Origin of the sequence: Allobosea caraganae (genome assembly GCF_003351345.1) — a bacterium.
GTDB lineage: Bacteria > Pseudomonadota > Alphaproteobacteria > Rhizobiales > Beijerinckiaceae > Allobosea > Allobosea caraganae.
Genome location: NZ_QQTO01000021.1, coordinates 422,826 through 445,807, shown reverse-complemented (window position 1 = coordinate 445,807; position 22,982 = coordinate 422,826). Strand labels below are relative to the sequence as shown.

Here is a 22,982-nt window from a genome sequence, read left to right as displayed (position 1 = left end):
ACGCCCAGCGCCACCTCGTCGAATGCTGCTTCAGCAAGCTCAAACAGTTCCGAAGGGTCGCAACCCGCTTCGAGAAGACCGCAAGGAACTACCTCGCCGTGATCACCCTCGCAGCAATCATCCTGTGCTACGATAAGTGTCCACGCAACCTAGAGCATCGGACCGAAAAGTGGAATCCAGCTTTCGGAAAAATCCGATGCAATAACAAAAGCCTAGATCGCCACCTTGCGTCCGTCAGGACGCACGGCGATCTAGGCCGGCGGGGCTCAAGAACATGGCAGGAGGAGAGGCCTACCAGGCGATCGGCGCCCCGTCCCAGTTGCGGAAGCTCCCGCTTTCGGCCGTGCCTGAGGCGTCGATCGTCTTGATCAGCCCGGTCGCGCTCTGGCTCGGCGCGATATCGGCGCCCAAACCGCCCATGTCGGTCTGCACCCAGCCGGGGTGGAACAGGTAGATACCGACGCCGCGCGCCCGCACCTCGTTGCCGAACGCGACCATGGTCATGTTCACTGCCGACTTGGACGAGCGATAGGCGATCGAACCGGACGGGTTGTTGCCGATCGAGCCCATGCGGCTCGAGATCGTCGCGATCTTGCGGCTCTTCGAAGATTCGACATTTGGCAGGAAGGCCTGCGCCACGCGCAGCGGCGCGTAGACGTTGACCTCGAAGACCTCGCGCCAGGCGTCGAAATCCATGTCTACAGCCGATTGCCGGTCGCGGTTGCCGTAGATGCCAGCATTGTTGACGAGGACGTCGATCGGGCGATTGCCCAGCGCCACCTTCGCCTCAGCCACGCTCGCATCCGAGGTCACGTCGAGCGCGAGCGGCGTCACCTGCCCGGGATGCTTCTCCGCCAGCGCCCGCAACGGCCCGCTATTAGGATCGCGCGCCGCGGCGATGACATGGTCGCCGCGCGCCAGCAGCACTGTGGTCAGGGCAAGGCCGATGCCGCGATTGGCGCCGGTGATCATCCAAGTCTGAGGCATAGCCGTCTCCATAGTCAGAGGCCTCAGCTAAACCTCAACCCTTCGCTTTGCCATAGCCGCCAGCCGTCGGCGTCAGGACCGTGACCGCCTCGCCGGCATGCAGCAGGGTCTGGTCGCTCGGCTTCAGCTCCTCGATCTCGCCCGAGAGCCGGCGCACCAGCGTCTTGCCGACCTGCCCGGCCTCGCCGCCCTTCATCCCGAACGGCCGCACCTTGCGATGCGAGGCCAGGATGGCGCAGTCCATCGTCTTCAGGAAGCGGATGGTGCGGCTGGTGCCGTCGCCGGCATGCCACTCGCCCTTGCCGCCCGAGCCGAGGCGGATGTGGAAATCCTCCAGCACGACCGGGAAGCGCGTCTCCAGGATCTCGGGATCGGTCAGGCGCGAATTGGTCATGTGGACATGGACGCCAGACGTGCCGTTGAAGCCCGGCCCGGCCGGCGAGCCCGAGCAGATCGTCTCGTAGTACTGGTACTGGTCGTTGCCGAAGGTCAGGTTGTTCATCGTGCCCTGCGAGCACGACATCGCCTGCAGCGCGCCAAACAGCGTGTTGGTCACGGCCTGGCTGACCTCGACATTGCCGGCGACGACGGCGGCGGGATAGCGCGGCGCCAACATCGAGCCTTCCGGCACGATCACCTTGATCGGCCTGAGGCAGCCGGCATTCATCGGAATCGCGTCGTCGACCATGACGCGGAAGACGTAGAGCACGGCGGCGCGGGTCACCGGCGCCGGCGCGTTGAAATTGTCCTCGCGTTGCGGTGAGGTGCCGGTGAAGTCGACGGTCGCCTCGCGCTTCTCGCGGTCGACCGTGATCTTGACCTTGATGGCGCAGCCCTGATCCATCGGATAGGTGAATTCGCAATCGTGCAGCTTCGCCAGCAGACGGCTGACGCTCTCGGCCGCGTTGTCCTGGACATGGCCCATATAGGCCTGCACCACGTCGAGGCCGAAGGAGCGGATCATCTTCTTGAGTTCCGCCACGCCCTTCTCGTTGGCAGCGATCTGCGCCTTGAGGTCGTTGACGTTCTGCACGACGTTGCGGACCGGATAGCGCGCGCCGGTCAAGAGCTTGATCAACTCCTCCTCGCAGAAGCGTCCCTGATCGACGATCTTGAAGTTGTCGATATAGACGCCCTCTTCCTCGATATGCGTCGCCAGCGGCGACATCGAGCCCGGCGCGACGCCGCCGACATCGGCATGGTGGCCGCGGCTCGCCACCCAGAACAGGATCTCCTTGTCCGCTTCGTCGAAGACCGGCGTGCAGATCGTGATGTCGGGCAGGTGCGTGCCGCCATTATAGGGCGCGTTCAGGCAGTAGACGTCGCCCGGCCGGATCAGCGGGTTGTTCTTGATCACGGTCTCGACCGACTTGTCCATCGAGCCGAGATGCACCGGCATATGCGGCGCGTTGGCGACCAGGCTGGCATCCGAGGCGAAGACCGCGCAGGAGAAGTCGAGCCGCTCCTTGATGTTCACGGAATAGGCGGTGTTCTGCAGTGTCACGCCCATCTGCTCGGCGATCGACATGAACAGGTTGTTGAAGATCTCCAGCATCACCGGATCGGCCTTGGTGCCGATCGCGGCGTTCTGCACCAGCGCCTTCGAGCGCACGAGCACCAGATGGTCCTTGCCGGTCAGCTTGGCCGACCAGCCCTCCTCGACCACGACGGTCTGGTTCGGCTCGATGATGATGGCGGGGCCAGCGACGCTCTGGCCCGACGACATCGCCTCGCGCCTGACGACCGCGGCCTCGTGCCATTCGCCCTTGGAGAACAGGCGGGTGCGCTCGGCGATCTCCGGCGCGCCGGCGAGCTCAGCGTCGGTCGCCTCCTCGAACCTGGCTCCGCCGCCGACCGCCTCGACCTCGACGGCTTCGACGACCAGCGCCTTGGTCGCGTCCATGAAGCCGAAGCGCGCCTTGTGGGCGATCTGGAAGCCATCGACCATTTCCGCGCGAGAGCCGAACGGGATGGCGATGGCGGTGTCGGTGCCGGCATAGCGGATATGGGCGCGGACATGGATGGCGATGTCGCCCTCCGGCACGCCCTGCCCGGCGACCTCGGCCTTGGTCTCCGCACCAAGCCTGTCGCCGACGACGGCGATCGCGGCCTTGGCCTCGCCATCGAGCGGCACGTCGAGCGCCGCCGTCCGCGTCGCGCGGATTTCGGCCAGGCCCATGCCATAGGCCGAGAGCAGGCCAGAGAACGGGTGCAACAGCACCGTCTTGATGCCGAGCGCGTCGGCCACTAGGCAAGCATGCTGCCCGCCCGCGCCGCCGAACGAGTTCAGGGCATAGCGGGTGATGTCATAGCCGCGCTGCACCGAGATCTTCTTGATCGCCTCGGCCATGTTGGCGACCGCGATCTGGATGAAGCCGTCGGCGACCTCCTCGGGCGAGCGCCCGTCGCCGACCTCGGCCGCCAAAGCCGCGAACTTGGCTTTCACCGTCTCGACATCGAGCGGCTCGTCGCGCTTCTCGCCAAAAATCGCCGGAAAATAGGACGGGATCAGCTTGCCGACCATGACGTTGGCGTCGGTCACCGCAAGCGGCCCGCCACGGCGATAGGCGGCCGGGCCGGGATTGGCGCCGGCCGAATCCGGGCCGACGCGGAAGCGCGCACCGTCGAAATGCAGGATCGAGCCGCCGCCGGCCGCGACCGTATGGATCAGCATCATCGGCGCGCGCATGCGCACGCCGGCGACCTCGGTCTCGAAGGCGCGCTCGTATTCTCCGTCGAAATGGGCGACGTCGGTCGAGGTGCCGCCCATATCGAAGCCGATCACCTTGTCGAACCCGGCCGAGCGGCCGGTCTCGGCGAGGCCGACGACGCCGCCGGCCGGGCCGGACAGGATCGCGTCCTTGCCCTGGAACAGTTCGGCCGCGGTGAGGCCGCCCGAGGACATCATGAACATCAGCCGCGCGCCGGTGCGGGCGATGTCGAGCTCCTCCGAGACCTGCGCCACGTAGCGCCCGAGAATCGGCGAGAGATAGGCGTCGACCACGGCAGTGTCGCCGCGCCCGACCAGCTTGATCAGCGGCGAGACCTCGTGGCTGACCGAGACCTGCGGGAAGCCGATTGCGCGGGCGATTTTCGCCGCGACCTGCTCATGCGCCGGGTAGCGATAGGCATGCATGAAGGCGATGGCGACGGCGCGGAAACCGGCATCGTATTGCGCCTGCAAGGCAGCGCGGATCGCGGCCTCGTCCGGCGCCTGTTCGACCGTGCCGTCGGCAAGGATGCGCTCGTCGATCTCGGTCACGGCGTCGTAGAGCTGCTCCGGCTTGATGATCTCCTTGGCGAAGATGTCCGGCCTTGCCTGGTAGCCGATGCGCAGCGCATCGCGAAAACCCTTGGTGGTGACCAGCAGCGTGCGGTCGCCCTTGCGCTCGAGCAGCGCATTGGTCGCGACGGTCGTGCCCATGCGGACCTCGCCGACCAGCCCGGCCGGGATCGGCTCGCCCGCCTTGAGGCCGAGATGGTCGCGGATGCCCTGGACCGCGGCGTCGCGATAGGCGCCCGGATTCTCCGAGAGCAGCTTTCTGGCGTGAAGCTTGCCTGTCGGTTCGCGCCCGATCACGTCGGTGAAGGTGCCGCCGCGGTCGATCCAGAAATCCCAACGGCTCGCCGCCATGACACTCTCCCAAGCGTGACGTGAAACTGACTTGATAATTCATCGATAAATCGTCGATGAAACGTTGACAAGGCAAATTCGCCGATTACGATCGGCTCTGAGATCGGGACATGGCTGAGGGGCCGGGCCGATCGTGGGAGGATGTGATGGCTGGGTCAATCGCGACCGCGCGGAGCGCTGGCCGCTCGCTCGAAGGCTTCCTCACGAACCGCCGCGCTTCCCCCTCCCCCCGCTTGCGGTGGGGAGGGCTGGGGTGGGGGGGCGAGTGTCTTGGCACCATCGTTGAGTTTTCTCCTGCACGCCCCCCCATCCCTAACCCTTCCCCACCGCAAGCGGGGGGAAGGGGACATCTCGCGCCCAGTGGAGATGTCCGATGATCCGCACCGTCCTCGACAAGCTCTACCTCTTCGCCGGCTATGCTGCGGGCTTCTTCCTGGTCGTCATCTTCATCCTGATGATGAGCCTCTCGATCGGCCGCGAGATCGGCTTCAACATCCCGGCCGGCGACGATTTCGCCTCCTGGAGCATGGCGGCGATGGCCTTCCTCGGCCTCGCCCACACCTTCAAGTCCGGCGACATGATCCGCGTCGGCCTGCTGATCGACCGCTTCAAGGGCCGCACGCGCTGGTGCTTCGAGGTCTTCTCGCTCGTGCTCGGCCTCGGCTTCGTCGGCTTCTTCGCCTGGCACGCCGCGGTGATGACCTGGCAGAGCTGGCAGTTCAACGACGTCGCTGGCGGCGTCGTGCCGATGCCACTCTGGATCCCGCAGCTCGGCTATTCCGGCGGCCTCGTCATCCTGTTCATCGCCTTCGTCGACGAGTTCGTCCACGTCGTGCTGCGCCGGCAGGAGCCGCGCTACGAGAAGCCACCCGCCCAATCCGACGAGGAAATCGTCGAGCGCGCCATGGCGAGCGGAGTCTGAGCCATGGAAATGATCGAGATTTCCGGGCTCCTGCTCATCCTGCTCACCATCTTCCTGGCAGGCGGCGTCTGGATCGCCATTTCGCTGATGGCTTGTGGCTGGGTCGCGATGCAGTTCGTCGGCGGCGGCATTCCCGCCGGCTCGGTGCTGGCCACCACGATCTGGGGCAACAGCGCCTCCTGGACGCTGGCCGCGCTGCCGCTCTTCATCTGGATGGGCGAGATCCTCTACCGCACCAAGCTCTCCGAGGAGATGTTCCGCGGCCTCGCGCCCTGGCTCAACTGGCTCCCGGGCCGGCTGATGCATGTCAACGTGCTGGCATGCGGCATCTTCGGCTCGGTCTCCGGCTCCTCGGCCGCGACCTGCGCCACCGTCGCCAAGATCGCCCTGCCCGAGCTCAAGAAGCGCGGCTATGACGAGACGGTCGCGCTCGGCTCGCTTGCCGGCGCCGGCACGCTCGGCATCCTGATCCCGCCCTCGATCACCATGGTGGTCTATGCGGTCGCGGCCAACGTCTCGATCATCCAGATCTTCCTCGCCGGCTTCCTGCCCGGCCTGCTCGTGATGGCGCTCTATTCCGGCTACATCATCGTCTGGCACCTGCTGAACCCGGCTAAGTCGCCGCCGCCCGAGCCGACGATGTCCTTGCGCGAGAAGCTGAAGGAATCGGCGCAGCTGATCCCCTGCATGCTGCTGATCGCGCTGGTCTTCCTGTCGCTGCTGCTGGGCTGGGCCACGGCGACCGAATGCGCCGCCTGGGGCGTGCTCGGCTCCTTCGGCATCGCCTGGTGGTCGGGCACGCTGACCCGCGAGGCCTTCTGGGCCAGCGTGATGGGCACGACGCGCATCACCTGCATGATCATGCTGATCCTGGCCGGCGCCTCGTTCATGTCGACCTCGATGGCCTATACCGGCATCCCGGCCGCGCTGGCATCCTGGGTCGACAGCATGCACCTCTCGCCCTACGCACTGATCACGGCGCTGACGGTGATGTACATCGTGCTCGGCACCGCGCTCGACGGCATCTCGATGATCGTGCTGACCACCTCGATCGTCATCCCGATGATCAAGACCGCCGGCTTCGATCTCGTCTGGTTCGGCATCTTCCTGGTGCTGATCGTCGAGATGGCCGAGGTCTCGCCGCCGGTCGGCTTCAACCTCTTCGTGCTCCAGACCATGTCGGGCAAGGATTCCAACACGGTGGCGCTCGCCGCCCTGCCCTTCTTTTTTCTGCTGGTCGCCGCCGTCGCGATCATTACGATCTTCCCGCAGATCGTGATGATCCTGCCGCAACTGGCATTTCCGGGATGATGCAGCGTCAACAACAAGGGAACGGAGACAACACAATGAAGCGTATCGATTTCATCAAGGGCCTGCTGCTGGCAGGTGTTGCGGCCGGCTCGCTCGCGCTCGGCACGACCGGCGCCTCGGCGCAGGCCAAGTGGAACCTGCCCAACGCCTATCCGGCCGACAACCCGCACACCGAGAACCTCGTCGCCTTCGCCAAGGACGTCGAGGCCGCGACCGGCGGCAAGCTCTCGATCACGGTCCACGCCAATGCGGCGCTGTTCAAGGCGCCGGAGATCAAGCGCGCCGTGCAGACCGGCCAGGCCCAGATGGGCGAAGTGCTGATGTCGATCCACGAGAACGAGGACCCGATCTTCGGCATCGACGTCGTGCCCTTCCTCGCCACCAGCTTCGCCGATTCCAAGAAGCTCTATACGGCCTCGAAGGCGGCGGTGGAGAAGAAGCTCGACAGCCAGGGCGTCAAGCTGCTGTTCATGGTGCCGTGGGCGCCGCAGGGCGTCTACGCCAAGAAGGAGCTCGCCACCATTGACGACATGAAGGGGCTGAAGTGGCGCTCCTACAATGTCGGCACCGCCCGCCTCGGCGATCTGCTCGGCATGCAGTCGGTCACCATCCAGGCGGCGGAACTGCCGCAGGCGCTGGCGACCGGCGTCGTCAACTCCTTCATGTCCTCGGGCGGAACGGGCTACGATTCCAAGGTCTGGGAATCCCTGACGCATTTCTACGACGTGCAGGCCTGGATCCCGAAGGACGCCACCTTCGTCAACAAGGCCGCCTTCGACGCGCTGGACAAGCCGACGCAGGACGCGATCCTGAAGGCCGCCGCCACCGCCGAAGCCCGTGGCTGGAAGGCCTGGGAAGACAAGACCGGCTGGTATCTCGACCAGCTCAAGGCCAAGGGCATGAAGGTGCTGCCGCCGAGCGCCGAGCTCGCCTCCGGCTTCAAGAAGGCCGGCGAGACGCTCACCGCCGATTGGCTGAAGAAGGCCGGCGCCGACGGCCAGGCCGTGATCGACGCCTACAAGAAGATGTGAGTCGCTTGCAGCGTCGCCTGTCCCAGGGCAGGCGACGCTGCAACCTTGCGCCGCGAACATAAAGCCATGACCCTCGGCGTGCTCATGCTCGATACCGGCTTCCGGCGCTTTCCCGGCGATATCGGGACGCCGGAGAGTTTTTCAGGCCCGGTCCTGTTCGAGCGGGTGCCGCAGGCCACGGCGAAGCGCATCGTCGGCATCGCCGATGACGGCTTCCTCACCCCCTTCATCGCTGCCGGCGAGCGGTTGGTCGAGCGCGGCGCGACTGCGATCACCACCTCCTGCGGCTTCCTGATCGCGTATCAGGCGGCGCTGGCGGCCAAGCTGCCCGTGCCCGTCGCGACGAGCGCATTGCTGCTGATCCCGACGCTCCGGCAGATGCTGCCGGCCGGGAAGCGGGTCGGCGTCGTGACGTTCTCGAGCAGGAGCCTATCGCCAGCCCATCTCGCGGCTGCGGGCGCTCCGGCTGACACGCCCATAGCCGGTCTGCCGGAAGGCGGCGCCTTCCAGCGCGCCATCTTCGAGGACCCCGGCGAAGACAGCTTCGCCATACGCGAGACAGAGGCCGTCGCCGCGGCGAAAGCCCTGGTCGCGGCTCACGCCGATATCGGCGCGCTCGTCCTGGAATGCACCAACCTCTCGCCGCATCGCGCTGCGATCGCAGCAGTGGCGGGATGCCCCGCCTATGACCTCTGGCCGCTGGTCGGCCTGATCACGCAAGGAAGGACGCGCGATGCCCGGGCCTGATCCCAGCCCCGACGCCAAGCTGACCGAGACCCTGCTCGGGCCGATCGTCTCCTCCGGCCACCTCGCCTCGGGCGCGATGCCGGCGCTGTCGGAATTCGAGTTCGCGCTCAACATGACCGTGCACGCCTTCCAGCGCTGGATGCTGCGCTGCATGAGCGTCGCCGGCGTACCGGACCTGACGCCGATGGACGTGCTCGTGCTGCACAACGTCAACCATCGCGGCAAGGCCAAGCGGCTGGCCGATATCTGCCTCGTCCTCAACATCGAGGACACGCATATCGTGAACTACTCGCTGAAGAAGCTGGAACGCCTCAAGCTGATCAAGAGCGGCCGCAAGGGCAAGGAGAAGACCGTCGCGGTGACGCAAGGAGGCGAGGATGCCTGCCGGCGCTATGCCCAGGTGCGCGAGCAGCTCCTGGTCAAGTCGGTGCTGGCGACCAGCATCGACCCCGCCCGCCTCTCGGAGATCGCCGCGACGATCCGCTCGCTTTCGGGCCAGTACGACCAGGCGGCAAGGGCGGCGGCGAGTTTGTGACCCTCTTGGCTGGCCCGATCCTGGGCGAGCCGCTTTAGCGGCGCCGCAGCAGGCGCATGCCGCTCTTTTGTGCAGAGGGGTTGCATCCGCCGACGCAACACGCGAGACGGGCAACTCGTTCCCCTCCGTCCCGGCCAGCCCCACCCGATCATGCCCGCCAGACACGCCACGCTCCTCGGCATCGCCATGATGCTGCTCGGCATCCTGCTGTTCTCGATCAACGACGTGATGGGGAAATGGCTGGTCGCGACCTATACGGTCGGCCAGGTGCTGCTGCTGCGCAGCGCCGCGGCGCTGGTGGTGATCGCGCCCTTCGTGCTGAAGCAGGGCCTGAGCCGCACCTTGCGGCCGGAGCGGCCCGGGCTGCAGGTCCTGCGCGTCGCGCTCGGCTCCTGCGAGGTCGCGCTGTTCTACTGGGCGGTGTCCTACCTGCCGCTCGCCGACACGATGACGCTTTGGCTGGCAGCCCCGGTCTGGGCCGTGGTGCTGGCAGCGCTGCTGCTCGGCGAGAAGGTCGATGCCGGACGCTGGCTCGCGGTCGTCGTCGGCTTCATCGGCGTCGCCGTGGCGCTCAACCCGACCGGCCAGACCCTCTCGATGCCCGCGATCATCGCGCTGATCGGCAGCCTGTCCTTCGCCATCATGATGATCACCGGCCGGCAACTGCGCGGCACTCCCGACGTGACGCTGGTCGCCTGGCAGACGCTCGGCGCCTTCGTCATGGGGCTGATCCTGCTGCCCTTCGGCTGGGTTACGCCGACGCTCAAGGATGCCGGCTTGCTCGGGCTGCTCGGCATCGTCGCCATGGTCGCGCATATCTGCGTGACGCGCTCGCTCAAGCTCGCCGAGGCCTCGGTCGTCGTGCCCTATCAGTACACGCTGATCGTCTGGGCCCTGGTCTTCGGCTGGTTCATCTTCGGCGACTGGCCGACCCCGACCATGCTGATCGGCGCCGGGCTGATCATCGCGGCCGGCCTCGCGCTCCTGCTGCTGGAGCGCCGCAACGCCAAGGTGAGCGACATCCTGCTCCAGCCGGAAGAGATCTGACCTTTCTACCCCACAGCCCTCATCCTGAGAGTCTGACTCATAAATGCGTGAGCCCTCATCCTGAGGAGCCATTTTCTTGGAAATGGCGTCTCGAAGGATGCTCCAGAAGATGCTGTCACCGCGAGCTGGAGCATCCTTCGAGACGCGCTCTGCGAGCGCTCCTCAGGATGAGGGCTGAGGACACTCAAACCCCGCTCAGCTCGCGACGAACGGCACTTTCATCCGGTCGGTCGACTGCACGATGTGGTGGCGCATCGCCACCGCCGCCGTCACGCCGTCGCGACGGCCGAGCGCGCGGATGATCGCGGCGTGCTCAAGGAAGGCTTCGTTCAGCCGCTCCGGCTCGGCCACGGGCGGGCGCTGCGTCTCGGTGATGATGGGGCGGTAGAGCGCCAGGATGTCGCGCACCGCCCGGTTGCCGGCGATCTCGGCGATGGTCAGGTGCAGGTCGAAATCATGCGTCATTGCCTCGCGATAGCGCTCCTCGACGATCGCCCGCCGCATCTCGGTATTGAGCGCGTCGAGCCGGGCGAGGTCGTCATGCGAGGCGTTGCGCGCCGCGAGCTGCACCGTGAGCCCCTCGAGCGAGAAGCGCAGCTGGTAGATCTCGACCTGCGAGAAGCGCTGCTCGAATTTCCACTCGCTGAAATCGGCGGCCGGCTGCGAGAACGCCTCGGTGATGAAGGTGCCGCGCGCCGGCTCGACGCGGATGATCCCCATGCCTTCGAGCTGCAAGACGGCCTCGCGCACGGTCGGACGGCTGGCCCCCAGCCGTTGCGCCAGCTCGCGCTGCGGCGGCACCTGGTCGCCGGGCTGCATGCCCTCCTCGACCAGCAGGCGGCGGATCTGCTGGACCAGCTGCTCCGTCACCGGCCGCCTGTCCTTCTCGATCCGCATGCGTTTTCCTCCCGGCCGACCGTTGGTCAGAGCAGTTGACGCCCATCGGGTCGCATGTCAATTCGTGGCCTTACCGGTAAGGCCAGGTACGGATGCGCGCGGATCAGGTTCGCGTGCCGCCGCAGGACATGGCCACCAGCCACGAGGACGCACCATGGCCCTGATCAATTACCTGACCACGATCAAATTCGGCTTCGGCGAGATCGCCGGCATCGAGGCAGACCTTGCGAGCTACGGCATCAAGAAGCCGCTGATCGTCGCCGACAAGGGCGTGGTCGCGATCGGCCTGATCGCCGGCGTCCAGAAGGGCTCGGCGACGCTGGCCGCCGCCCCGGTCTTCGATGCGACCCCGACCAACCCGACCGAGGCCGCCGTGCTCGAGGCGCTCGCCCTCTACAAGCAGAATGACTGCGACGGGCTCGTCGCCATCGGCGGCGGCTCCCCGATCGACCTCGCCAAGGGCGTTGCCCTGCTCGCGACCCATGACGGCCCGCTCGAGACCTATGCCGCGATCCTCGGCGGCATCCCGAAGGTCAGCGCCTCCGTCGCCCCGGTCATCGCCGTGCCGACCACCTCGGGCACCGGCAGCGAGGTCGGCCGCGCCGCGTTGATCACCCTGAACGACGGCCGCAAGCTCGGCTTCATCTCGCCCTACCTGATCCCCAAGCTCGCGATCTGCGACCCTGAGCTGACGCTCGGCCTGCCCGGCTGGCTCACCGCCGCGACCGGCATGGATGCCGTCACCCATTGCATCGAGACCTATCTCAGCCCGCGCGAGAATCCGCCGGCCGAGGCGATCGCGCTCGACGGCCTGAAGCGCGCCGTCGCCCATATCGAGCGCGCCACCAAGGACGGCTCCGACCGCGAGGCCCGCAAGGAGATGATGATGGCCGCGCTCCAGGGCGGCCTGACCTTTCAGAAGGGGTTAGGGGCCGTGCACGCGCTCTCGCACCCGCTCGGCGGCCTCAAGGAGGTCTCGCTGCACCATGGCACGCTCAACGCCGTGCTGCTGCCGGCCGTGCTGCGCTTCAACGAGCCGGAATCGAAGGCGAAATACGCCGAGATCCGCAAGGCGCTCGGCCTTGCCACTGACGCCGACCTCGCCGTCTGGATCGCCGACCTGACCGCCCGCCTGGGCATGCCGAAGAACCTGACCGAGATGAAGGTGCCGCGCGGGGTCGTCGCCGCGATCTCGGAAGCGGCGGTGAAGGACCACTCCACCGCCTCCAACCCGCGCGCCGCCACGGCGGCCGACTACGCCGCGATGCTCGAAGCCTCGTTCTAACCGCTATCCTCGAGAGAAGAGCGCGGGGACCCCTCTCCCGTGTGGTAGAGGGCAGGGTGAGGGCCCGCCGCCAGACGCTTTGGCCGTGAGCCGGCCGCGGCACCGTTTCGACTTCGCCGGAGTCACGGCGGGCCCGCATCCGCCGCTGCCGCGGCACCTTCTCCCATCCGGGAGAAGGGAAGAGAACCGCTCGCCCAGTCGCCTGCCTGAGCGCTTTGGCGCACGGATCGAAAAGCCACAGCCTTCACCAAGATATGCGGCGACAGCGCTGGCGCCTTGATTCTCGCCCGCCACCCAGCCATCGTACCCACTCGGATTCCATCTGCCTGCACGAGGCTTGCCCCATGCGCCGCGCCCTGCTGCGAACCATCCTGATCTCGGCCGCCTGCCTCGCAGGCGCCGCCACCGCCGGTGCCGCGGACGGCCGTTCCAGCGCCCGCCATAGCGTTCGCTACGTCAATCCGGTGGATCGCGCCGAGAACCGCATCATCCCGATGTACGGCAACCTGCCGGCCTGCGACGACCCGGCCGTGCTCGGCGAGATCACCAGCTGGTTTGATTCGCGCGAGTCGAAATTCTGGGGCCCGCTGCGCGCCGTCTCCTATGACCGCATCCGGCCGATCGGCTACCGGCCCTGGGGCGACGACTTCATCCCGCGCCGCTTCTGCACCGGCCGCATCACCTTGAACGACGGCTCGCTGCACCGCGTCGACTATTCCGTGCGCGAGAATCTCGGCCTGTTCGGCTGGACCTGGAACGTCAATTGGTGCGTCAACGGCCTCGACCGACATCGCTCCTACGCGCCGGCTTGCCAGATGGCTCGTCCCGGCCCCGAGCGGTAATTCCAGGCCGTGAGGCTTATGCGCGCTTGGCTCTCGCTGCTGGCGCTGCTTGGCCTGATGGTCTCGGGCGCGCAGGCGCAGGGACAATATGGCCGCGGCGGCACGCCCGGCGATTTCGACTTCTATGTGCTCGCCTTGTCATGGTCGCCCGGCTTCTGCGAGCTGCAGGGCGACCGCGATCGCTCGAGCCAGCAATGCGCCGAGGGCGCCAATCTCGGCTTCGTCGTGCACGGCCTCTGGCCGCAATATGAGCGCGGCTATCCCAGCGATTGCGGTCCCTCCGGCCGCACGCCCTCGCGCATCGCGCTGGAGCAGGCGCAAGGGCTGTTCCCGTCCGAGAGCCTCGCCCGCTACGAATGGCGCAAGCACGGCACCTGCTCGGGCTCGAGCCCGAGCGACTACTTCGCCGATGTGAAGCGCGCCCGCGACAAGGTCGTGGTCCCGCCTCCGCTGCAGAAGAGCGAGCGCGACCAGACCTGGACCGCGATCGACCTTGAACGCGCCTTCACCGCCGCCAATCCCGGCTTGCGCAGCGACATGATGTCGGTCGCCTGCTCGCGCGGCGTGCTGCAGGAGGTCCGCATCTGCATGAGCAAGGACCTGCGCAATTTCCAGACCTGCCAGCAGGTCGACCGCTCCGGCTGCCGCACGCGCGAATTCACCGTGAAGGCAGTCCGCTAATCGAGCCCAGGTACTCTCGCGATGCAAGACCTTCAAAACTCGATCTGCATCGCATCTCCTAGAATGGTCGCGGCTTAAGCCATTTCGAAAATCTGTATAGAAGATAAAATGGCGGAAGAATGAACGAGAGATATGTGGCAATGAGCCAATATCCGCTCACTGAATACCTATAAATGTGATTTGTTATATCAGATTCCGTAACTCGATAAAGGTAGAAATAATATATAAGAATTATATAAAACAAAGATATCACAAATATCTTTATAGAAAGCTTTCCTTTAAGCAAAAAGTAGCCAATGAGCGGAATCATCGGAACAAGATTTATAAAAAAGAAATAATCAAAAACCTCCATCACCAGTGAAAAGCAATTTCCGCGGCAGGAATTCCCCTTACTCGCGAGCATATCAACAAATCCAAACAAAAAATAATAGAGCAAGTACAGAGCGGCAAAGGCGACACCTCCAAGGGGCGTGGTCCTGCCATTGGCTGTAAACCGCATCAAAAACCCTCTATGACGCCGCAATGAATTATCATCACAGCTTCCACGCCGGGAACTTCGCCGACATTCTCAAGCATGTCGTGCTGATGCGCATCCTGACCCATCTCGGCGTCAAGGACGCGCCCTACCGCATCGTCGACACCCATGCCGGCGCCGGGCGCTACGATCTTGGCTCGGACGAGGCGCTGCGCACCCATGAATGGAAGGACGGCGTCGCCCGGCTCGACCGCTCGCCGCTCGCTCCCGCCGTCGAGGAGTTGCTGAAGCCCTGGCGCGAGGCCGTCGCCGCCGCCCGCGAGCAGCATGGTCCCGAAACCTATCCCGGCTCGCCCTGGCTCTGCCGCCATGCGATGCGGGCCGAGGACCGGCTGATCGCCGCCGAACTGCACCCGCAGACCTACAAGAAGCTCGCAGCCGCGCTTGGCCGCGATTCGCGCTGCAAGGCGCTGGCGATCGATGGCTGGAACGCGTTGCGCGGCAATGTCCCACCGAAGGAGCGGCGCGGGCTGATCCTGATCGACCCGCCCTTCGAGGAGAAGGATGAGTTCGAGACGCTCGCGGCCGAGTTCATCTCTGCCCACCGCAAATGGCCGACCGGCATCTACGCGCTCTGGTACCCGCTGAAGGACCGCCGCGCCGCCAGCGACCTGATCGGCGCGATCGAGGATGCCGGCGTCAGTCGCCTGCTCCGGCTGGAGATCGAGGTCGACCGCCCGGAAGCCGCCGGCGGCCTCAGCGCAACCGGCATGCTCGTGGTCAACCCGCCCTGGAAGCTGGCCGAGGAGGCGAAAATCCTGCTGCCGGCCTTGACCGAACGCCTCGCGCAAGGGCCACAGCCGCGCTACCGTTGCGAGCCGATCCGTCCGGACGGCTGATTTCCCACAGTCTGGATATCCGACGATGCTGGTCTTGCGCTCCGCCCCCGCCTCCCCGTTCGGCCGCAAGGTCAAGATCGCCGCCTATGAGCTCGGCCTGATCGACAAGATCGAGATCACCGCGACCGACACCAGCGACCCAACCGAGGTGCTGCGCAGCCAGAACCCGCTCGGCAAGATCCCGACGCTGATCCTGGAGGACGGCACGACGCTGTTCGATTCCCGCGTCATCGTCGAATATCTCGACGAGCTCGCCGGCGGTGGCAAGCTCTTCCCGCGCGGCGCCGAGCGCTTCAAGCAATTGCGGCTGCAGGCGCTCGCCGACGGCGTCATGGATGCCACCCTGCTGCAGGTCTACGAGATCCGTTTCCGCCCCGAGGAGGGCCGCAACGCCGCCTGGGTCGCGAACCAGGCGGGCAAAGTCGGCCGCGCGCTGGCCGAGCTCGAAGCGGCCCCGCCGGCCTTCGAGCGCCCGCGCGTCGGCGAGATCGCGCTGGCCTCGGCGCTCGGCTATCTCGACCTGCGCCAGGAGGGCAAGTGGCGCGCGGCTCACCCCAACCTGGTCGCCTGGCTCGACGGCTTCGCAGCGAAGGTCCCCTCCTTCGAGGAGACCCGCGTCAAAAGTTGAGCTGCACGCGGCAACCTCACCGCGTCATCCCGGACAAGCCGCGTTTGCGGCGCCGCTCCGGGATCCATCGTAGGACGCCGGAGCCTTACGATGGATCCCGGAGCTCCTCTGCGCTCCGTCCGGGATGACGGCGTTTAATTCTGGCAAGGTCACAGCAGATTTAACAAAAAAGCCCGGTGGCCGAAGCCACCGGGCTGCATCACCGTGAGGTGATGAGGTGTAGATCAGAACTTGTAGTTCAGGCCGACGCGAGCAACCGAGAACTTGGTGCCGACGCTGCCGGTGAACGTGCCACCCGGCACCACGATCGACTCCTTGTCGAGGTCGACGTAGAGATACTCGGCCTTGACGGTCAGGTTGTTGGTGAAGGCGTACTCGAGACCGCCACCAAGCGTCCAGCCGTACTGGGTGTTGTCGTCGCTGACCGAGAAGCCCGGGCCCGAGATCTTGTTCTTGACGTTGCCATAGGCGAAACCGCCGGTGACATACGGCAGGAACCGGTCGAAGGCGTAGCCGACGCGGCCACGGACGGTGCCGAACCAGTTCAGCTCGTTCGAGGCGCGGAGGCCGAAGAACGGATCGGAAGCGGTCGCCTTCAGGTCGGCGCCCTGGAAGTCGGCTTCGACGCCGAGGACCCACTGGCCGATCTGGTAGTTGTAGCCGACCTGGCCGCCGCCGACGAACCCATCCGGATCATCGAAGCTGTTCAGGGTGCCGAGAGCCGACGAGTCGACCTGGCCCCAGGCGTAGCCGGCGTTGGCGCCGATGTAGAAACCGGTCCAGGTGAAGGCCGGCGGATAGTAGGGAGCCGCAACCGGGCCCTTGCGGGACGGCAGGTCAGCAGCGGAGGCAGCGCCGGCAGCGAGGATGCCGAGGGCTGCGACGCCCGAAAGCAGGTAGTTCTTCATGATATACTCCTTAGTAGACGTCGCTGGCACCGCATGGCGCGGCGTTCGATTTCGATGAACCTCTTATAGAACCCAATGGCATTCATGTCTGTTGCCGTCGAAGCACATCTGCGTCGCCGAGCGCGGCGAAAATGTGGCATGAATGGGGATGACTATTTCCAATTTATCAACGCGCGTTAATTATTGTTAAACCTCGACAGAAGCGAAGGCGAATACTAGTAATCCGTTTACCAAATCGCTGACGCAGCGAAAGAAACGCGCGGCGCAAACCAAGGTTCCAAGCCGACTGAACATAAAGATGGCTTGGCTCGCGCTGCCCAACATTGTCGCGCAAGCTGCCTGTTTGCTGGTCCCATGCCGAGAACCGCGTCTTTTCAAGCAACCTACGGTCATTTTCCGTCGATTGCCCGGCGCGCCCGATAGCCATCCCCGCCACAATGAAGAACGAATGTGGCAACCTGCTTGGCAGGGGCAGCCGCCATCGGGCATGGTCGCTTGCCGCCATCGCGCGGATGCCTGTCGTTCTTCCCTCTGTTTGAACCGCAAACTCCTGATATCAATCCATTCAATCTCGAATCGGGCGCTCCGCCCCGAAGCTCGGGCCAAGACGAGACGGGACGCGTGCCGCCGCTTTCGATATTCATCATCGCCCGCGACGAGGCGGATCGCATCGGCCGCACCATCAGTGCAGTGCGGGAGTTGAGCGACGACATCATCGTGGTCGATTCCGGCTCGACCGACGGCACGCAGGCCGTCGCCGAGGGCCTCGGCGCCCGCGTCCTGTTCAATCCATGGCCCGGCTATGGCCAGCAGAAGCGCTTCGCCGAAGAGCAGTGCCGCCACAATTGGATGCTCAACATCGACGCCGACGAGGTCGTGCCGGCCGATCTCGCCACCGAGATCGCCGCGCTCTTCGCCAACGGGGAGCCCGCAGCCGACGCCTATAAGCTGCGCATCGCCGAGCTCTTCCCGGGCGAAAACGCGCCGCATCGCTTCGCCTATGCCTTGGCCCCGGTCAGGCTCTACCGCCGCGACAAGGGTCGCTACTCGCCCTCCCCCGTGCACGACCGCGTCGATCTCCTGCCCGAGGCCAGGGTCGCCAGCCTGAAGGGCACGATCCATCACTATTCGGTGCGCTCGCTCGGCGAGCAGATGGCCAAGCTCAACGCCTATAGCGATGCCCAGGCCGACGATCTCGACCAGCGCGGCGAGACGATCTCGGTCTTCCGGATGGTGGCCGAGTTCCCCGCCAACTTCATCAAGGCCTATATTGGCCGGCGCCATGCCCTGCGCGGGATCTACGGCTTCATGACCGCGATGAACTTCGCCTTCTACCGCTACTTGCGCGCCGCCAAGCACTGGGAGCGGCGCCTGCAGCGGCGCGGCAGGGCCAAGAGCGACAATGTCTGACGCGGCGATGTCTGACGCGGCGATGCCTGAGGTCGCGCTCGTCACCGGCGGCGCCCGCCGGATCGGCCGCGCCATCGTCGAGCGGCTCGCGGCGGAAGGCTATGCCGTCGCGATCCATTGCCAGAACTCGCGCGCGGAGGCCGAGGCCCTTGCCAAAAGCCTGCGCGCGCAGGGTGGCCGAGCCGCGGTGGTAACCGGTGATCTCGCCGACCCGGCCGCGGTGGACGCCATCATCCCGGCCGCGGAGACAGCGATCGGCCCGGTGACGCTGCTGGTCAACAGCGCCTCGAGCTTCCTGGTCGACGATATCCGCAATCTCGACGTCGCGACCTGGAACCGGCAGTTCTCGATCAACCTGCGCGCGCCCTCGGTGCTGGCGGGCGCCATGGCGAACCGCCTCCCCGCCGATCGCGAAGGCTGCGTCATCAACATCATCGACCAGCGCGTCTGGAAGCTGACGCCGCAATACTACTCGTACACCCTGACCAAATCGGCCCTGCTGACCGCGACCGTGACCATGGCGCAGGCGCTGGCGCCCCGCATCCGCGTCAACGCGGTCGGCCCCGGCCCGACCTTGCCCAACCAATACGAGGGTGAGGCGTTGATGGCGGGGGAGGCGGCCGGCTCGCTGCTGCAACGCCGGGTCGAGACCGGCGAGATCGCCGACGCCGTGCTTTACCTCGCGCGGGCGCGCTGGGTGACGGGGCAGATGATCGCCGTCGATTCCGGCCAGCATCTGAGTTGGCGCACGCCCGACATCGTCGGCGAATAGCCGCTCTCCCGAGCCGGGAGCAAAAGCGCCCCGGGCCAGAGCCCGAGGCGCGAAAGCGATGAAATCACGGACCCTGAGGCCTTCGCGACTTCGCTGGGGTGAGTCGGCTGGCGTGGCCATCGAGAACCGGAGCGAAGCGTACGTTTGTACGTGAGCACCGGAAGCGCAGACGGCCGCGTCAGGCGGCCGCCCCAGTAGAAGTATCGAATGTCTCAGGCGGCCTTGTTCTTGATCAGGCCGACGATCGCGGTGAGGATCGCGCCACCGGCGCCGCCGCTGATCAGGTTGGTGACGATGCTGCCGACGCTGAGATTGCCCGAGGCCGCCGCCGCGGTGATCGCCGGCAGGACGAGCGGGATGAGCTGGCCGAGCGCCGTGCCGCCGAGCGCGCCGGCGATCGTGTTGCCGATCGTGCCGATGTCGAAGCTCGGCGCGACCTTGCCGGCCGCATTGCCGCCGATCGCGCCGGCGATGAGATTGATCAGAATTTGTTCCATGATAACCCCCGTGCAGCCGGATGCGGCCGCGGGGGAGAATGCGCCTGCGCGAAACGGCAGGCAATCGGTGACTTAACGGCAGCGAAAGCCGGAATTCCGGCTTTTCCTCAGCTCAGAACGATCGCCGAGATCAATCTGCCATAATCCGGCTCCGTGCGATGCGTCGTGCGGCGATAGCTGTAGAAGCGCTGTTCGTCGCTATAGGTGCACAGGGCCAGGTCGACGAATCGCCCAATCCCCGCCTCCTGCGCCCTGAGCGCGATGAAGGCCGGCAGGTCGAACATCGCATGGGCCGGCCGCTCCGAGGCATGGAAGAAGCGCGCATAGGTCGCGTTCTCCTGCTTGAAGCGCTCGATGAACTCAGGCCCGACCTCATAGGCCTTCGGCCCGATCGTCGGCCCGAGCACCGCCAGAATGCGCTCGCGCCGCGCGCCCAGCTTCTCCATCGCGGTGACTGTCGCCCCGACGATGCCGGTGAAGGCGCCCTTCCAGCCGGCATGCGCAGCGCCGATCACCCGCGCCTCGCTATCGGCGAACAGGATCGGCCCGCAATCGGCCGTCGAAATCCCGAGTGCGACGCCCTTGGCCACGGCCACCATCGCATCGGCCTTGGGCCGCTCGCCCGGCCATGGGCCGCTGACGATTTCGGCATCGGCCGAGTGCACCTGATGGATGTTGACCAGATGCGACGGCTCGACCTGGAGATGCGCCGCCATCCGCCTGCGGTTCTCGGTGATCGCGACCGGATCGTCGGCCGAGCCGAGCCCGCCATTGAGCGAGGCATAGATTCCGGTCGAGACGCCGCCCTCGCGGGTGAAGAAGGCGTGCCTTATGCCGGGCTCGGCGGCGAGATCGGGGGAGGTGATGAACATCGCTGCTTCCGGTTCGGCTGGTTCAGGTCTGCTGCTCTGGCAGGCGATGAAGGTCAAATCCGGGCAGACCCGGCAGGCCTGGATGCGATAGCGCCAGAACCTTGAACAATTCGCCCATGCCGGTCGCGCCGGTCTCGGTCAGCCGGTCGAAGGCGGTCGAGATCGCCGCCGCCTGCTCTGGCGTTGCCTTAGCCGACAGCGCTTGCGCCCGCTGTGCGAGCCCGATCGCGGCAAGGAAATCGCGCTGCGTCGCCGGGCCATGCACGGCAGCGCCAGCCCGCAGGCCGGCCTGCGCCATGCGCTCGAAATCGACATGCACCGTCAGGTCCGCCTCGCCCGGCTCGGCCAGCGGGTCGGCATAAAGCTGCTGCTTCATCGCCTGCAGCGTGTCGCCGAAGCCGGAGCGCGCCGAGCCATAGTCGATGAACAACGCCGCGCCGCCCGCCTGCGCGATATGGCTGGAGATCGTGGCGACGACATCGAGCGCCGCCAGCGGTTGTTCGAGGATCGCGCCTTCCGGCGCCACGATCGCGATGGCCGGCTCCGGCTCGGCGGCGAGCCCGAAGGCGAGTTCGCCGGCCGCATCGAGCCCGACCAGCCGCTCGCGCCAGCCGGAGCCGATCCGCATGAACTGATCGAGCGGCAGGGCATCGAGGAACTCGTTGGCGATGACGATGGCCGGCCCGTCGAGTGCTTCAGCGATGCCGTCATGCCAGGCCGGATCGGCCAGCCCCGCCAGCGGGCGCGCCTGCGCCTGCCGCAGCACCGGGCTCATCTCGACGAGATGCACCGAAAGCGCCTCCCGAAAGCCCGGCACGGCCTGCGCCGCCCGCAGCGCGTCGGCCATCAGCGTGCCACGCCCCGGCCCGAGCTCGATGAGGCGCACCGAAGCCGGCTCGCCCATCGCCCGCCAGACCGTCGCGGCCCAGAGCCCGATCAGCTCGCCGAACATCTGGCTGATCTCGGGCGCGGTGGTGAAGTCGCCCTGCGCGCCGAAAGGGTCGCGCGTCATGTAGTAGCCATGGCGGGGATGGCCGAGGCAGAGCGCCATGTAGCGGGAGATGCTGAGCGGCCCCTCGTCGCGGATCAGGCGGATCAGTTCCGCCTTGAGCGCGCTCACGCGGTCGCTTTCCGCGAGCGCAGCACCAGCACCAGCCCGGCGACGAACAGCGGCAGCGAGAGCAGCATGCCCATGGTGATGCCGCCGCTCAGGGCATCCACGTTCGCGCCGAACAGGAAGCCGAGCTGCGCGTCCGGCTCGCGGAAGAACTCGCAGACGATGCGCGCGACCGCATAGCCCATGCCGAAGATGCCGGCGGTGAGGCCCGGCCGCCTGAAGCTCCCCGCCCGCACCACCAGCGCCATCAGGATGAAGAGCAGGATGCCCTCGGCGAAGGCCTCGTAGAGCTGGCTCGGATGGCGCGGCACCGGCCCGGCATTGGGGAAGACCATAGCATAGGGGAAGTCCGGCGCCGGCCGGCCCCAAAGCTCGGCATTGATGAAGTTGGCGATGCGCCCGAGGAAAAGCCCGATCGGGACCACCGCAGCGTTGAGGTCGAAGATGCTCAGCGCCGGATAGCCGCGCTTGCGCGCAAACAGATAGAGCCCCGTCGCCGCGCCGATCAGCCCACCATGGAAGGACATGCCGCCCTGCCAGACCGCGATGATGTCCTGCGGCCGGGCGAGATAGCGCTGCAGGTCGTAGAACAGCACGAAGCCGAGCCGCCCGCCGAGCACGACGCCGAGCGCGACGAAAAGCAGCATGTCGTCGAGCTCCTCGGCCTTGGGCCGGGGCCGCCCGCCCCATAGCGCCTCGGCCGAGACCAGCTGGCGCGAATACCACCAGCCGCCGAGCAGGCCGGCGACATAGGCCAGCCCATACCATTTCACCGTCAGCGGGCCGAGTTCCAGCGCGACCGGATTGATCACGGGAAAGGGAATGGCGAAGACGGGCATGGGCAACTCGCGCGAGGCTCGGGCGCATGGTGATGGCCGCGCCGCTGCGATGCGGTCAAGCGAAAAGGCTACGCTCCCGGCAGAAGCGATCCTGCTTGAGTCCCGCCCGCAACGGCTGCACGACAGTCCGGAAACACCGACATGACGGAGCGCAGCCATGAAAAGACAGGTCATTCGCGTCGAGCCGCTCTCGACCTGGCTGGAGCGCTGGAAGGCGCCGACTTCGGCCGTCACCCGCCATGGCGACACGCTCTACGTCTCCGGCTTCCCGCCCTTCGACCCCGAAACCGGAGACATCCTGCCGGTCTCGATCGAGCGCCAGACCGAGCTGGTGCTGGAGCAGATGAAGCTCTGCCTGGAGACGGCAGGCTCCTCCCTCGACAACGTCCTGAAGTGCAACGTCTACTGCACCTCCGTCGAAAAATTCGCGGCGGTCAACGCGGTCTACGCGCGCTATTTCCCAAAGGACCCGCCGGCCCGGATCTTCGTCAACGTCCCAGCCTGGCCGGGGCCGTTCGACATCGAGATCGACTGCGTCGCGGCTGTGTAAAGCCCGCTGTGATCTGCCAGAATCAAGCGCCGTCATCCCGGCCGTAGCGAAGCGCAGCGCCGGGATGACGCGGGGAGGGTTCCGCTAAATCGCAGT

General features: G+C 66.2%; 22 protein-coding genes and 1 pseudogene. 15 read left to right on the top strand and 8 right to left on the bottom strand.

Annotated features, from left to right (window positions below; translation table 11 throughout):
* A pseudogene (locus DWF00_RS16345) lies at positions 1–125 on the top strand (IS5/IS1182 family transposase); the annotation flags it as partial.
* Positions 126–291: 166 nt separating this feature from the next.
* Here DWF00_RS16345 and DWF00_RS16340 read toward each other — a convergent pair.
* Positions 292–987: an SDR family oxidoreductase gene (locus DWF00_RS16340; protein ID WP_114829318.1), complete on the bottom strand. Its 696-nt coding sequence runs from the start codon at positions 985–987 to the stop codon at positions 292–294.
* Between the two features lie 34 nt (positions 988–1,021).
* Positions 1,022–4,621, bottom strand: a complete 3,600-nt coding sequence (locus tag DWF00_RS16335; protein WP_114829319.1) for a hydantoinase B/oxoprolinase family protein — start codon at positions 4,619–4,621, stop codon at positions 1,022–1,024.
* Positions 4,622–4,994: 373 nt separating this feature from the next.
* Between DWF00_RS16335 and DWF00_RS16330 the strand changes: the two genes are divergently transcribed.
* The 6 genes from DWF00_RS16330 (at position 4,995) to DWF00_RS16305 (ending at position 10,214) form a co-directional block, all read left to right on the top strand.
* The gene (locus DWF00_RS16330; protein ID WP_114829320.1) at positions 4,995–5,543 is read left to right on the top strand and encodes a TRAP transporter small permease; all 549 of its coding nucleotides are present in this window, start codon (positions 4,995–4,997) and stop codon (positions 5,541–5,543) included.
* A 3-nt stretch (positions 5,544–5,546) separates the two neighbouring features.
* The gene (locus DWF00_RS16325) at positions 5,547–6,854 is read left to right on the top strand and encodes a TRAP transporter large permease (protein WP_114829321.1); all 1,308 of its coding nucleotides are present in this window, start codon (positions 5,547–5,549) and stop codon (positions 6,852–6,854) included.
* Between the two features lie 35 nt (positions 6,855–6,889).
* Positions 6,890–7,885, top strand: coding sequence for a TRAP transporter substrate-binding protein (locus DWF00_RS16320; RefSeq protein WP_114829322.1), 996 nt, complete (start codon positions 6,890–6,892; stop codon positions 7,883–7,885).
* A gap of 66 nt (positions 7,886–7,951) precedes the next feature.
* The gene (locus DWF00_RS16315; protein WP_114829323.1) at positions 7,952–8,632 is read left to right on the top strand and encodes an aspartate/glutamate racemase family protein; all 681 of its coding nucleotides are present in this window, start codon (positions 7,952–7,954) and stop codon (positions 8,630–8,632) included.
* Positions 8,619–9,167 (top strand): winged helix DNA-binding protein, encoded by a 549-nt coding sequence (locus DWF00_RS16310; protein WP_114829324.1) that lies wholly within the window; start codon positions 8,619–8,621, stop codon positions 9,165–9,167. Before DWF00_RS16315 ends, DWF00_RS16310 begins: the two co-directional genes overlap by 14 nt.
* Before the next feature lie 150 nt (positions 9,168–9,317).
* Positions 9,318–10,214: a DMT family transporter gene (locus DWF00_RS16305; protein WP_114829325.1), complete on the top strand. Its 897-nt coding sequence runs from the start codon at positions 9,318–9,320 to the stop codon at positions 10,212–10,214.
* Positions 10,215–10,409: 195 nt separating this feature from the next.
* Here DWF00_RS16305 and DWF00_RS16300 read toward each other — a convergent pair whose 3' ends face one another.
* On the bottom strand, positions 10,410–11,111 hold the full coding sequence (locus tag DWF00_RS16300; RefSeq protein ID WP_114829326.1) for a FadR/GntR family transcriptional regulator: 702 nt from the start codon (positions 11,109–11,111) through the stop codon (positions 10,410–10,412).
* A 154-nt stretch (positions 11,112–11,265) separates the two neighbouring features.
* Here DWF00_RS16300 and DWF00_RS16295 point away from each other — a divergent pair, with 154 nt between their 5' ends.
* The 5 genes from DWF00_RS16295 to DWF00_RS16275 all read left to right on the top strand — a co-directional run bounded on the left by DWF00_RS16295 (position 11,266) and on the right by DWF00_RS16275 (position 15,921).
* Entirely contained in the window at positions 11,266–12,396 is a 1,131-nt protein-coding gene (locus DWF00_RS16295) for an iron-containing alcohol dehydrogenase (RefSeq protein ID WP_114829327.1), read from the top strand.
* Positions 12,397–12,740: 344 nt separating this feature from the next.
* A complete protein-coding gene (locus tag DWF00_RS16290; RefSeq protein WP_114829328.1) occupies positions 12,741–13,238 on the top strand; it encodes a hypothetical protein in 498 nt (165 codons plus the stop codon).
* A gap of 18 nt (positions 13,239–13,256) precedes the next feature.
* Positions 13,257–13,919 carry a ribonuclease T2 family protein gene (locus DWF00_RS16285; RefSeq protein ID WP_114829329.1) on the top strand — a complete coding sequence of 221 codons (663 nt, stop codon included), beginning with the start codon at positions 13,257–13,259 and terminating at the stop codon, positions 13,917–13,919.
* A gap of 522 nt (positions 13,920–14,441) precedes the next feature.
* Positions 14,442–15,293, top strand: a complete 852-nt coding sequence (locus tag DWF00_RS16280; RefSeq protein ID WP_114829330.1) for a 23S rRNA (adenine(2030)-N(6))-methyltransferase RlmJ — start codon at positions 14,442–14,444, stop codon at positions 15,291–15,293.
* A gap of 25 nt (positions 15,294–15,318) precedes the next feature.
* Entirely contained in the window at positions 15,319–15,921 is a 603-nt protein-coding gene (locus DWF00_RS16275; RefSeq protein ID WP_114829331.1) for a glutathione S-transferase, read from the top strand.
* Positions 15,922–16,145: 224 nt separating this feature from the next.
* Here the strand turns inward: DWF00_RS16275 and DWF00_RS16270 are convergent, their stop codons facing one another.
* Positions 16,146–16,829, bottom strand: a complete 684-nt coding sequence (locus DWF00_RS16270) for an outer membrane protein (RefSeq protein WP_114829332.1) — start codon at positions 16,827–16,829, stop codon at positions 16,146–16,148.
* Positions 16,830–17,450: 621 nt separating this feature from the next.
* Between DWF00_RS16270 and DWF00_RS16265 the strand changes: the two genes are divergently transcribed.
* Both DWF00_RS16265 and DWF00_RS16260 read left to right on the top strand, forming a co-directional pair.
* Entirely contained in the window at positions 17,451–18,239 is a 789-nt protein-coding gene (locus DWF00_RS16265) for a glycosyltransferase family 2 protein (RefSeq protein ID WP_114829333.1), read from the top strand.
* Positions 18,232–19,011, top strand: coding sequence for an SDR family oxidoreductase (locus tag DWF00_RS16260; protein ID WP_245973989.1), 780 nt, complete (start codon positions 18,232–18,234; stop codon positions 19,009–19,011). Before DWF00_RS16265 ends, DWF00_RS16260 begins: the two co-directional genes overlap by 8 nt.
* Before the next feature lie 212 nt (positions 19,012–19,223).
* Here DWF00_RS16260 and DWF00_RS16255 read toward each other — a convergent pair whose 3' ends face one another.
* From DWF00_RS16255 to lgt, 4 genes are all read right to left on the bottom strand, one after another.
* Positions 19,224–19,508, bottom strand: coding sequence for a hypothetical protein (locus DWF00_RS16255; RefSeq protein WP_114829335.1), 285 nt, complete (start codon positions 19,506–19,508; stop codon positions 19,224–19,226).
* A 107-nt stretch (positions 19,509–19,615) separates the two neighbouring features.
* Complete coding sequence (gene pgeF, locus DWF00_RS16250; RefSeq protein ID WP_114829336.1) at positions 19,616–20,380, bottom strand: peptidoglycan editing factor PgeF; 765 nt, start codon at positions 20,378–20,380, stop codon at positions 19,616–19,618.
* 22 nt (positions 20,381–20,402) lie between these two features.
* The gene (locus DWF00_RS16245; protein ID WP_181832636.1) at positions 20,403–21,500 is read right to left on the bottom strand and encodes a class I SAM-dependent methyltransferase; all 1,098 of its coding nucleotides are present in this window, start codon (positions 21,498–21,500) and stop codon (positions 20,403–20,405) included.
* Positions 21,497–22,336 (bottom strand): prolipoprotein diacylglyceryl transferase, encoded by an 840-nt coding sequence (lgt, locus tag DWF00_RS16240; protein WP_181832637.1) that lies wholly within the window; start codon positions 22,334–22,336, stop codon positions 21,497–21,499. The genes DWF00_RS16245 and lgt overlap by 4 nt, the downstream gene beginning before the upstream one ends.
* Positions 22,337–22,493: 157 nt before the next feature.
* On the opposite strand from lgt, the gene DWF00_RS16235 reads away from it, so the two are divergent.
* Complete coding sequence (locus DWF00_RS16235; protein WP_114829338.1) at positions 22,494–22,886, top strand: RidA family protein; 393 nt, start codon at positions 22,494–22,496, stop codon at positions 22,884–22,886.
* The last annotated feature ends 96 nt before the right edge of the window (positions 22,887–22,982 follow it).

Coding starts and splice junctions, on each gene's coding strand:
- DWF00_RS16295 (WP_114829327.1), top strand. CDS start 11,266: ATGGCCCTGATCAATTACCTGACCACGATCAAATTCGGCTTCGGCGAG.
- DWF00_RS16275 (WP_114829331.1), top strand. CDS start 15,319: ATGCTGGTCTTGCGCTCCGCCCCCGCCTCCCCGTTCGGCCGCAAGGTC.
- pgeF (WP_114829336.1), bottom strand. CDS start 20,380: ATGTTCATCACCTCCCCCGATCTCGCCGCCGAGCCCGGCATAAGGCAC.
- DWF00_RS16255 (WP_114829335.1), bottom strand. CDS start 19,508: ATGGAACAAATTCTGATCAATCTCATCGCCGGCGCGATCGGCGGCAAT.
- DWF00_RS16270 (WP_114829332.1), bottom strand. CDS start 16,829: ATGAAGAACTACCTGCTTTCGGGCGTCGCAGCCCTCGGCATCCTCGCT.
- DWF00_RS16300 (WP_114829326.1), bottom strand. CDS start 11,111: ATGCGGATCGAGAAGGACAGGCGGCCGGTGACGGAGCAGCTGGTCCAG.
- DWF00_RS16330 (WP_114829320.1), top strand. CDS start 4,995: ATGATCCGCACCGTCCTCGACAAGCTCTACCTCTTCGCCGGCTATGCT.
- DWF00_RS16310 (WP_114829324.1), top strand. CDS start 8,619: ATGCCCGGGCCTGATCCCAGCCCCGACGCCAAGCTGACCGAGACCCTG.
- lgt (WP_181832637.1), bottom strand. CDS start 22,336: ATGCCCGTCTTCGCCATTCCCTTTCCCGTGATCAATCCGGTCGCGCTG.
- DWF00_RS16320 (WP_114829322.1), top strand. CDS start 6,890: ATGAAGCGTATCGATTTCATCAAGGGCCTGCTGCTGGCAGGTGTTGCG.
- DWF00_RS16305 (WP_114829325.1), top strand. CDS start 9,318: ATGCCCGCCAGACACGCCACGCTCCTCGGCATCGCCATGATGCTGCTC.
- DWF00_RS16280 (WP_114829330.1), top strand. CDS start 14,442: ATGAATTATCATCACAGCTTCCACGCCGGGAACTTCGCCGACATTCTC.
- DWF00_RS16325 (WP_114829321.1), top strand. CDS start 5,547: ATGGAAATGATCGAGATTTCCGGGCTCCTGCTCATCCTGCTCACCATC.
- DWF00_RS16290 (WP_114829328.1), top strand. CDS start 12,741: ATGCGCCGCGCCCTGCTGCGAACCATCCTGATCTCGGCCGCCTGCCTC.
- DWF00_RS16340 (WP_114829318.1), bottom strand. CDS start 987: ATGCCTCAGACTTGGATGATCACCGGCGCCAATCGCGGCATCGGCCTT.
- DWF00_RS16335 (WP_114829319.1), bottom strand. CDS start 4,621: ATGGCGGCGAGCCGTTGGGATTTCTGGATCGACCGCGGCGGCACCTTC.
- DWF00_RS16260 (WP_245973989.1), top strand. CDS start 18,232: ATGTCTGACGCGGCGATGTCTGACGCGGCGATGCCTGAGGTCGCGCTC.
- DWF00_RS16285 (WP_114829329.1), top strand. CDS start 13,257: ATGCGCGCTTGGCTCTCGCTGCTGGCGCTGCTTGGCCTGATGGTCTCG.
- DWF00_RS16315 (WP_114829323.1), top strand. CDS start 7,952: ATGACCCTCGGCGTGCTCATGCTCGATACCGGCTTCCGGCGCTTTCCC.
- DWF00_RS16235 (WP_114829338.1), top strand. CDS start 22,494: ATGAAAAGACAGGTCATTCGCGTCGAGCCGCTCTCGACCTGGCTGGAG.